The sequence below is a fragment of the Hydrogenophaga sp. FW305-3-2-15-A-LB1 genome, from assembly GCF_058787875.1.
Genome location: NZ_JBYTAE010000128.1, coordinates 1 through 9,331 on the forward strand (window position 1 = coordinate 1; position 9,331 = coordinate 9,331).

Sequence of the window (9,331 nt, forward strand, 5' to 3'; positions counted from 1 at the left end):
CGCCCCCCCCCCCGACCCGGCCTGGAACGACGTGCGCCACTGGATGCGCCCGGGCACGCTGCAGCTGCAGAGCCTGCCCCCGCTGTCGCTCTACATCCACCTGCCCTGGTGCCTGAAGAAATGTCCCTACTGCGATTTCAACTCGCACGAATGGACGGCCACCGCCGCGCCCGGCGAGGCTCTGCCCGAAACCGCCTACCTCGAGGCCCTGCGCGCCGATCTCGCGGCCTCGCTGCCGCTGATCTGGGGCCGCACGGTGCACAGCGTGTTCATCGGCGGCGGCACACCCAGCCTGTTCTCGCCCGCCGCCATCGACCGCCTGTTGGGCGACGTGCGCGCGATGTTGCGGCTGGAGGCCGATGCGGAGATCACGCTGGAGGCCAACCCCGGCACCTTCGAGAAAGACCGCTTCCGCGCCTTCCGCGACGCGGGCGTGACGCGCCTGTCGATCGGCGTGCAGAGTTTCAACGATGCCCACCTCAAGGCGCTGGGCCGGGTGCACGACCGCGATCAGGCCCTGGCCGCGGTGGAAGAGGCCGCGCAGGCCTTCGACACCTTCAATCTCGACCTCATGTACGCGCTGCCGGGGCAGACGCTGGCCGATTGCGAGGCCGACGTGCGCACCGCGCTGTCGTTCGCGCCGCCGCACATCTCGATCTACCACCTCACGCTCGAACCCAACACCTACTTCGCCAAGTACCCGCCCGCGCTGCCGCAGGAGGACGAGGCCTGGGACATGCTGGACCGCATCACCGAGCTCACCGCCGAGGCGGGCATGCAACGCTACGAGGTGTCGGCCTACGCGCGCGAGGGGCACCAGTGCTGGCACAACCTCAACTACTGGCAGTTCGGGGACTACCTGGGCATCGGTGCCGGCGCGCACAGCAAGCTCAGTTTCGCGCACCGTGTGGCCCGGCCGGTGCGTGTGCGCGAGCCGCGCCTGTACATGGAGCGCGCGCTGGCGGGCAACGCCGTGGTGAGCGCCGACGAAGTCTCGCGCAAGGCCTTGCCCTTCGAGTTCATGCTCAACGCCTTGCGGCTCAAGGACGGCTTCACGCTGCTGCAGTTCATGGAGCGCACGGGCCTGCCGCTCTCCAGCATCGCGCCGGCCCTGGCGCAGGCAGAGCAGAAGGGGCTGATCGCGCGCGACGCCACCCGGGTGTGGCCGACCGAACGCGGCTTCGATTTCCTGAGCGACCTGCAGGAACTGTTCCTGGCGGACTGAGCCCGCCGGGTTCGCTCAGGCGCTGGCCGCGTTGGTCTGCAGGCTGAAGCCCACGCGCGTGGTGCCGCCGCTGGATTCGGCCGCCGGGAAACCGTCGTGCATGCGCGCGATGGCCGCCACGATGGACAGGCCCAGGCCATGGTGCGGTTTTTCCATCTCGCAGCGCGCGGCGTCGGCGCGGAAGAAGCGGTCGAAGAGGCGCGGCAGGTGCGAGGCTTCGATCGACGGCCCGGTGTTTTCCACCCACAGGCGCGCGCCACTTTCCGACTCGGGCGCGATGCGCACGCACAGCGCGGAGCCCTGGTCGGCGTAGCGGATCGCATTGCCCAGCAGGTTGGAGATCGCGCGCTTGATCAAAGGCGCATCCACCGACAGGTGGGCATCGCCCTCGATGGTCACGCGCAGCCCACGCTCGTCCATGGGGGCTTCGTGGAACTCCACCACCTGTTGCACCAGCTCGGCCAGGCTCACCGGCGCGCTGCGCCGTGCCTTCACGCCCCGGTCGGCCTGGGCCAGGAACAGCATGTCGTTGACGATGGCCGCCATGCGCTGCAGCTCTTCCAGGTTGGAGTGCAGCGTTTCCTCCAGCTCGGCCACGCTGCGCTCGCGGCTGAGCGCCACCTCGGTCTGGCCGATCAGGTTGGCCAGCGGGGTGCGCAGCTCGTGCGCCACGTCGGCGTTGAAGCCCTCGAGCTGCACATAGGTGCGCTCCACGCGGTGCATCAGGCCGTTGAACTGGTCGATCACCGGTTGCAGTTCTTCGGCCGGTTCGGCCAGCGAGATTCGCTGGCCCAGGCGCCGCGCGTCGATGGCCTTGGTCTGGGCAGCCAGGTCCAGCAGAGGGCGCAGGCTGCAGCGCACGCGCCAGAAGGTGCCCCAGCCCACCAGAGCCCCACCGGCCAGCACGGCGCCGACCAGCAACAGGGCCATGCGGCGGGCGGTCTTGGCGTCCTGCGAACAGTCCAGCACCACCTTGCCCTGCAGCAGGCCGCCAGACGCCGTCGGCACGGCGAAATCCATGCCGCGGGCGGTGGATTGGTTCACGTCGAAGGTGGGTGCCGCGTCGCGGTAGAACTCGCTGCCGTCGGCGCGGTTCATCTGCACGAAGGTGCCCGGGCGGCGTTCGGCCAGCCAGGCCATCTTGGCCTTGACTTCGGCCTCGCCACCCTGGGCGTAGGCCTCGCGCGACACGTCCACCAGCACGGTGCTGTAGCTGCGCAGCTCTTCCTCGTGCTTGGCGATGAAGAGCATGGAGGTGGCGCCATAGATGAAAGCCAGCAGCACGCCCAGCCCGATCACCGTCTGCACGGCCAGCAGCAGGGAGAGGCGCCGGCCGATGGAATAGGTGCAGGGCGCCTCGGCGGGCTTGTCGCCGCCCAGGGCCGGGGCCGCGTCCAGCACGGTCGTCGAGGTGTTCATGTGCGTTCCTCCAGCACGTAGCCCATGCCGCGCACGTTGTGCAGCAGCTTGGGTTTGAAGGGATCGTCCATCTTGGAGCGCAGGCGGCGCACCGCCACTTCCACCACGTTGGTGTCGGAGTCGAAATTCATGTCCCACACCTGCTCGGCGATGGTGGTGCGCGAGAGGATCTGCCCCTTGCGGCGCGCCAGCAGCGCCAGCAGCGAGAACTCCTTGGCCGTGAGGTCCAGCCGCTGGCCGGCGCGCCAGGCCTTGCGGCTGATCAGGTCCATCTCCAGGTCGCACACCGCCATGCGGGTGTTGGCCGCCTCGGCGACGGCGGCGGGGCCCCGGCGCAGCAGCGCGGCCACGCGGGCCAGCAGTTCGGAAAAGGCGAAGGGCTTGACGAGGTAGTCGTCCGCGCCGGCCTGCAGGCCTTGCACCCGGTCTTCCACGCGGTCGCGCGCGGTGAGCATCAACACCGGCGTGTTGCGCTTCTCGCGCAGCGCCGCGAGCACGCCGAAACCATCGATGCCGGGCAGCATGATGTCCAGCACCAGCAACTGGTAGTCGCCTTCGAGCGCGAGGTAGCGGCCCTCGATGCCGTCGCGGGCGACGTCCACGGTGTAACCGGCCTCGGAGAGACCCCGCTTGACGTAGTCCGCCAGCTTGGATTCGTCTTCAATGACCAGCACGCGCATGGGAGTGGGGCTTAGTGACCGGATGGAGGGACAACAAGGCGGCAAAAGGCCTTGCACGACACCGAATTGTCACGGAATTGCCCGTTTTGCTGCATTACGAATCCGTAATTCTCGCGTTCTGAAAATGACAGACCCGGTTTTTACAGTCTCTCCTGTGCCGAAACCAAGGCGGCACAAACCTCCATCCAAACCTCCATCCATCCATTCAACCTACCGTTCAAGGAAGCATCATGAAACTCTCGACCCGTGTCCTCATCCCCCTCATGCTGACGGCTGTTGCCGGTGCCGCCATGGCCCAGAGCGCGCCGCTGACCCGCGCTGAAGTGCAAGCCCAGGCCATCGCCGCCCGCGACGCCGGCCAGCTGCCCGACACCGACATCGTGAAATTCGAAGTTGCCACGGGCTCCAGCCTGAGCCGCAACGAAGTCCGTGCCCAAGCCATCGCCGCCCGCGACGCCGGCCGCCTGGCCGACACCGACATCGTGAAGTTCGAGGTGCCCGCCGGTTTCGAGAAGACCCGCGCCCAAGTGGTGGCCGAGCTGAAAGAAGCCCAGCGCCTGGGCCTGGTGAATGAGAATGACGCCGCGTACCCGGTGATCGCCACCGCGCAACAGGCCGAGCAAGTGCGTCAGGCCGGTCTGCGCGCCGTCGCCGGCACCAGCGTCAGCCTGGGCCAGTGAAGGCAGCCCGCATGGCGAGGTGATCCGGCTGCCCCAAACTGACCTGCCGGAGCACCTTGTCAGGGTTGTTTTTCACCATGCAACAGGAGTGATGCCGATGCGAACCGCGTTGTCCGCACCAGAAACAGCAACGGGCCCCATGGGCCCGTTGCTGTTTCTGGTTCTGGCGGAGACTGTGAGATTCGAACTCACGGACCCTTGCGGGTCGGCAGTTTTCAAGACTGCTGGTTTAAACCGCTCACCCAAGTCTCCGGGAGCGATGACAAGGGTGGGATTTTAGCCTGCGCCGGTGTTTCAGGCCGGCACGGGCTCCCGGGCTTCGCTGCGCAGCATGCCCCGGGTCTCGATGAAGCGCACCACCTCGTCCACACCCGTCAGGGTCTTGAGGTTGGTCATCACCCAGGGGCGGCGCGCGGCATCCGGGCGCATGCGCGCGGTGTCCGCCTTCATCACCTCCAGGTCGGCGCCCACGTGGGGCGCCAGGTCGGTCTTGTTGATGACGAAGAGGTCGCTTTTGGTGATGCCGGGGCCACCCTTGCGCGGGATCTTCTCGCCGGCGGCCACGTCGATCACGTAGATCGTGAGGTCGCTGAGTTCGGGGCTGAAGGTGGCGGCCAGGTTGTCGCCGCCGCTTTCGATGAACACCACGTCGGCGTTCGGGAACTGGTCCAGCATGCGGTCGATGGCTTCGAGGTTGATCGAGGCGTCTTCCCGGATCGCGGTGTGCGGGCAGCCCCCGGTTTCCACGCCCATGATGCGTTCGGCCGGCAGCGCGCCGCTCACGGTGAGCAGGCGCTGGTCTTCCTTGGTGTAGATGTCGTTGGTGATGGCGATCAGGTCGTAGCGCTCGCGCATGGCCTTGCAGAGCATTTCCAGCAGCGTGGTCTTGCCCGAGCCGACGGGGCCGCCGATACCCACGCGCAAGGGGGGCAGGGTCTTGGTGCGGCGGGGGATGTGGTGCAGGGCGGTGGTCATGGCGGTCTCCTTGTGGGGGGGCGCGTGCTCAGGAGCGGAAGAGGCGAGAGTATTGCGTTTCGTGGCGCGCGGAAAGAATCGCGAGCATGGGGCTGAAGGCCTGTCGGGCGTCGTCGCTCAGGGCCATGGCGTGGTCCACCGCATCGGGGATCTGCTGCGCCAGCCGCGCGAGCATGCGCTGGCCCGAGCTCTGGCCGAGCGGCACCGATTTGATGGCGGCCTGCACGAGGTTCTCGGCCCAGCCGAAGGCATAGCCCACCAGGCTGTCGCGCACGCTGGCCTGCGCGCTCGCGGCGGCACAGGCGCAGGCCACCGGGTAGGTGGGCGGGTTCAGGTCGGCGGCCTGCAGTTGCTCGAACACGCCCGCGCCCAGCTCGCCGAGCTGTCGCGCCCACTCGAGCAGCGAGCGCCCCATCTGCTCGGTCTGCAGGCGGAACTCCAGCGTTTCGCGGGTCTGCAGCACCCAGTGATTCAGCTCGCGCACGCGAGGCAGATCCTGCTTGCGCCAGGCGGGGATGGCCTGGGCCGCCACCGCGAGGTCGCTGCGCGCCAGGCCCAGGTGCAGCTGGTCGGTGAGCCAGGCGGCCGCGCTGGCTTCGTCGTGCACTAGGCCCGCGTCCACGGCGGCCTCCAGGCCCTCGGAATAGGAGAAGCCGCCCACGGGCAGCGCGGGCGAGGCCAGCCACAGGATCTGCAGCAGGCTGGCGGCGGAGCGCTCGGGCACCGGGTGGCCCGCGTCAGCCTTGGTCATGTCCGTGGTGGTGATCGTGGCCGTGGCTGTGGTGATGGCCGTGCCCGTGGGCATGGCCGCCGTGGCCCGCACCCTGGGCGCCATAGGCACCGCCCTCGGGTTCGAAGGGCTCGCGCGCCTCCACCACGGTGAGGTGCATGGCGCGCAGCATGTCGGCCAGCACGTGGTCGGGTTCGATCTTGAGGTGGTCGGGCCGCAGTTCGATCGGCACGTGCCGGTTGCCCAGGTGGTAGGCCGCGCGCATCAGGTCGAAGGCCTGGTCCTGCGCAGGGTGGTCGGGGCAGGCGGTGATGCGCAGCACCGGCTGCGGCGCGGCGACCACGCGCAGCAGCGAACCGTCCTGCGTGAGCAGCACGTCGCCGCCGCGCACCACGGTGCCGCGCGGCAGGAACACGCCCACGTGGCGCTCGTCGGTCGTGGTGGCGTCGAAACGGCTTTTCTGGCGGATGTCCCAGTCCAGCACCAGCTGTGCCGCGCGCTGCACCAGCGGCTTGGCGAGGCCCTGGCCTTGGGGGATGAGCTTGGAGACTTGCAGCATCGCGGCGCTCAGAACAGGAAATAGCGCTGCGCCATCGGCAGGCGCGTGGCGGGTTCGCAGGTGAGCAGCACGCCGTCGGCGCGCACCGCGTAGGTCTGCGGGTCGATCTCCATCTTCGGCAGCAGGGCGTTGTGCACCATGTGGGCCTTGGTCACGCCCCGCACGCCTTGCACGGCCGACAGGGTCTTCTGCAGGCCGTAGCGTTCGCCCACGCCGGCCTTGAGGCCGGCCTGCGAGACGAAGGTCAGGCTGCTCTTCGCGGTGGCACCGCCGAAGCTGCCGAACATGGGCCGGTAGTGCACCGGCTGCGGCGTGGGGATGGAGGCGTTGGGGTCGCCCATGGCGGCCAGCGCGATGCTGCCGCCCTTGAGCACCAGCGCCGGCTTCACGCCGAAGAAGGCGGGCTTCCACAGCACCAGGTCGGCCCACTTGCCCACTTCCAGCGAGCCGACGATGTGCGCGATGCCGTGCGCGATGGCCGGGTTGATCGTGTACTTGGCGATGTAGCGCTTGACGCGGAAGTTGTCATGGCGCGAGCTGTCCTCGGGCAGCGTGCCGCGCTGGCTCTTCATCTTGTCGGCCGTCTGCCAGGTGCGGATGATGACCTCGCCCACGCGGCCCATGGCCTGGCTGTCGCTGCTCATCATGCTGATGGCGCCCAGGTCGTGCAGGATGTCCTCGGCCGCGATGGTCTCGCGGCGGATGCGGCTTTCGGCGAAGGCCAGGTCCTCGGCGATGCCCGCGTCCAGGTGGTGGCAGACCATGAGCATGTCCACGTGCTCGTCCAGCGTGTTGACGGTGTAGGGCATGGTCGGGTTGGTGGACGAGGGCAGGAAGTTGGCCTCGCCGACCACGCGCAGGATGTCGGGCGCGTGGCCGCCGCCGGCGCCTTCGGTGTGGAAGGCGCACAGGCTGCGGCCCTTGGTGGCCGCGATGGTGTTCTCCACGAAGCCCGATTCGTTGAGCGTGTCGCTGTGGATCGCGACCTGCACGTCGGCCTCTTCGGCCACGCTCAGGCAGTTGTCGATGGCCGCGGGCGTGGTGCCCCAGTCTTCGTGCAGCTTCAGTCCGATCACGCCGGCGTCGATCTGCTCGTGCAGCGCGGCGGGCAGGCTGGCGTTGCCCTTGCCCAGGAAGCCCAGGTTCATGGGCAGGCCGTCGGCGGCCTGCAGCATGCGCTCGATGTGCCAGGGGCCGGGCGTGCAGGTGGTGGCGAAGGTGCCGGTGGCCGGGCCGGTGCCGCCGCCGAGCATGGTGGTCACGCCCGAGGTCAGCGCCTCGTCCACCTGCTGCGGGCAGATGAAGTGGATGTGGCTGTCGATGCCGCCGGCCGTGACGATGTGGCCTTCGCAGCTGATGACCTCGGTGCCCGGGCCGATGACGATGTCCACGCCGGGCTGGGTGTCGGGGTTGCCGGCCTTGCCGATGGCGACGATGCGCCCGCCCTTCAAGCCGATGTCGGCCTTGACGATGCCCCAGTGGTCGATGATCACCGCGTTGGTCATCACCGTGTCCACCGACCCTTCGGCGCGGGTGCGCTGGCTTTGCGCCATGCCGTCGCGGATGGTCTTGCCGCCGCCGAACTTCACTTCCTCCCCGTAACCACCGGCGGCCAGGGTGTAGTCCTTCTCGATCTCGATCACCAGGCCGGTGTCGGCCAGGCGCAGGCGGTCGCCGACGGTGGGGCCGAACATGTCGGCATAGGCGCTGCGGGGGATGCTTGCCATGGGCTGTCTTTCAGAGGGCGCTTTGGGTCAGGCCACGAAAGCCGTACACGATGCGGTCGCCCGCGTAGTCCACCAGCTCGACGGTGCGCTGCTGGCCGGGCTCGAACCGCACGGCGGTGCCGCTGGCGATGTTCAGCCGCATGCCGCGCGCGGCGGCGCGGTCGAAGTCGAGCGCGCCATTGGTTTCGGCGAAGTGGTAGTGCGAGCCGACCTGGATCGGGCGGTCGGCGCCGTTCTTCACCACCAGGGTGATCGTGCGCCGGCCGGGGTTGAGCGGGTGCTCGCCCGCGTCGGTGAAGAGTTCGCCGGGGATCATGGCTTCAGCCCGCCAGCAGGGACCAGCCCATGTTCAGGCCCATCAGCGCCACCACGCCGCCGGCCACGCGCGGCAGCCAGTGGTTGGCGCGCTTCAGGCCCAGGCCCATGCCGATGCCCACCGCGTGCAGCACGGCCGTGCCCAGCACCATGCCGGCCAGGGCCGCGCCATCGGCCAGCTCCTGTCCGTGCGCCGCGCCGTGGAACAGCGCGAAGGCCCCCACCAGCACCGCGCCCGCCGCCTCGGGCAGCTTCACCTGCGCGGCCAGCAGCAGGCCCACCACCAGCATGGAGGCCGCGATCATCGGCTCGATGGCGGGGAAGGCCACGCCCGCCTGCGCCATCAGCGCGCCGGCCAGCAGCAGGGCGGCGAACGACACCGGTGCGACCCACAGGCGTTTCGTGGTCATGGCGCTCCACACGCCCACGGCCAGCATGGCGGCGAGGTGGTCCAGCCCGGTGATGGGGTGCAGGAAGCCGGTGAGGAAACCGCCGTGGTCGTGCGCATCGCCCACATGGGCGGCGGCGGAGAACGACAGGGCGGCGAGGGTGAGGGCGGGCAGGGCGCGCTTGAGGAAGAAGGCGAAAGTCATGGGGTCTCCTGAATCCTGAATGGGGTCACACGATCGGCTGGTGCACCGTGACGAGTTTCGTGCCGTCGGGGAAGGTGGCTTCCACCTGGATGTCCGGGATCATCTCGGCGATGCCGTCCATCACATCGGCGCGGGTGAGCACGCTGCGGCCTTCGCTCATCAGCTGCGCCACGGTCTTGCCGTCGCGCGCGCCCTCCATCACGGCCGCGCTGATCAGCGCCACCGATTCGGGATAGTTGAGCTTGAGGCCGCGCGCCTTGCGCCGCTCGGCCAGCAAGGCGGCGGTGAAGATCAGCAGCTTGTCTTTCTCTCGGGGCGTGAGTTCCATGGTGGTGCGCGATCGTCAAGGGAGCCTGAGCATACAAGTTGCCCTGGAATCAGCAATTCCCGTGCCCCAGGCCCGGCGTGGCATGAAAGCTGCGAAATCC

At 68.8% G+C, this 9,331-nt stretch carries 11 protein-coding genes and 1 tRNA gene; 2 read left to right on the plus strand and 10 right to left on the minus strand.

The window, feature by feature from the left end; genetic code table 11:
• The first annotated feature begins 31 nt into the window (after positions 1–31).
• Complete coding sequence (gene hemW / locus AC3WPZ_RS26450) at positions 32–1,225, plus strand: radical SAM family heme chaperone HemW (RefSeq protein ID WP_492442344.1); 1,194 nt, start codon at positions 32–34, stop codon at positions 1,223–1,225.
• A gap of 15 nt (positions 1,226–1,240) precedes the next feature.
• Here hemW and AC3WPZ_RS26455 read toward each other — a convergent pair whose 3' ends face one another.
• Together AC3WPZ_RS26455 and AC3WPZ_RS26460 are read right to left on the minus strand one after the other, a co-directional pair.
• Entirely contained in the window at positions 1,241–2,644 is a 1,404-nt protein-coding gene (locus AC3WPZ_RS26455; protein WP_492442336.1) for a heavy metal sensor histidine kinase, read from the minus strand.
• A complete protein-coding gene (locus AC3WPZ_RS26460; protein WP_291113937.1) occupies positions 2,641–3,324 on the minus strand; it encodes a heavy metal response regulator transcription factor in 684 nt (227 codons plus the stop codon). Before AC3WPZ_RS26460 ends, AC3WPZ_RS26455 begins: the two co-directional genes overlap by 4 nt.
• 230 nt (positions 3,325–3,554) lie before the next feature.
• Here AC3WPZ_RS26460 and AC3WPZ_RS26465 point away from each other — a divergent pair, with 230 nt between their 5' ends.
• Positions 3,555–4,004: a DUF4148 domain-containing protein gene (locus AC3WPZ_RS26465; protein WP_382321368.1), complete on the plus strand. Its 450-nt coding sequence runs from the start codon at positions 3,555–3,557 to the stop codon at positions 4,002–4,004.
• A gap of 164 nt (positions 4,005–4,168) precedes the next feature.
• Here the strand turns inward: AC3WPZ_RS26465 and AC3WPZ_RS26470 are convergent.
• From AC3WPZ_RS26470 to AC3WPZ_RS26505, 8 genes are all read right to left on the minus strand, one after another.
• A tRNA-Ser gene (locus tag AC3WPZ_RS26470) sits at positions 4,169–4,256 on the minus strand.
• 42 nt (positions 4,257–4,298) lie between these two features.
• Complete coding sequence (gene ureG / locus AC3WPZ_RS26475) at positions 4,299–4,979, minus strand: urease accessory protein UreG (protein ID WP_382155704.1); 681 nt, start codon at positions 4,977–4,979, stop codon at positions 4,299–4,301.
• Positions 4,980–5,007: 28 nt separating this feature from the next.
• On the minus strand, positions 5,008–5,730 hold the full coding sequence (locus AC3WPZ_RS26480; RefSeq protein WP_492442339.1) for an urease accessory protein UreF: 723 nt from the start codon (positions 5,728–5,730) through the stop codon (positions 5,008–5,010).
• Positions 5,717–6,268, minus strand: a complete 552-nt coding sequence (ureE, locus tag AC3WPZ_RS26485; RefSeq protein ID WP_444687214.1) for an urease accessory protein UreE — start codon at positions 6,266–6,268, stop codon at positions 5,717–5,719. The genes AC3WPZ_RS26480 and ureE overlap by 14 nt, the downstream gene beginning before the upstream one ends.
• A gap of 8 nt (positions 6,269–6,276) precedes the next feature.
• The gene (gene ureC, locus AC3WPZ_RS26490) at positions 6,277–7,995 is read right to left on the minus strand and encodes an urease subunit alpha (RefSeq protein ID WP_492442341.1); all 1,719 of its coding nucleotides are present in this window, start codon (positions 7,993–7,995) and stop codon (positions 6,277–6,279) included.
• A 10-nt stretch (positions 7,996–8,005) separates the two neighbouring features.
• Complete coding sequence (locus tag AC3WPZ_RS26495; RefSeq protein ID WP_297399432.1) at positions 8,006–8,311, minus strand: urease subunit beta; 306 nt, start codon at positions 8,309–8,311, stop codon at positions 8,006–8,008.
• A gap of 4 nt (positions 8,312–8,315) precedes the next feature.
• On the minus strand, positions 8,316–8,903 hold the full coding sequence (locus AC3WPZ_RS26500; protein ID WP_382155719.1) for a HupE/UreJ family protein: 588 nt from the start codon (positions 8,901–8,903) through the stop codon (positions 8,316–8,318).
• Between the two features lie 25 nt (positions 8,904–8,928).
• Entirely contained in the window at positions 8,929–9,231 is a 303-nt protein-coding gene (locus tag AC3WPZ_RS26505; RefSeq protein ID WP_382155722.1) for an urease subunit gamma, read from the minus strand.
• Positions 9,232–9,331 lie beyond the last annotated feature (100 nt).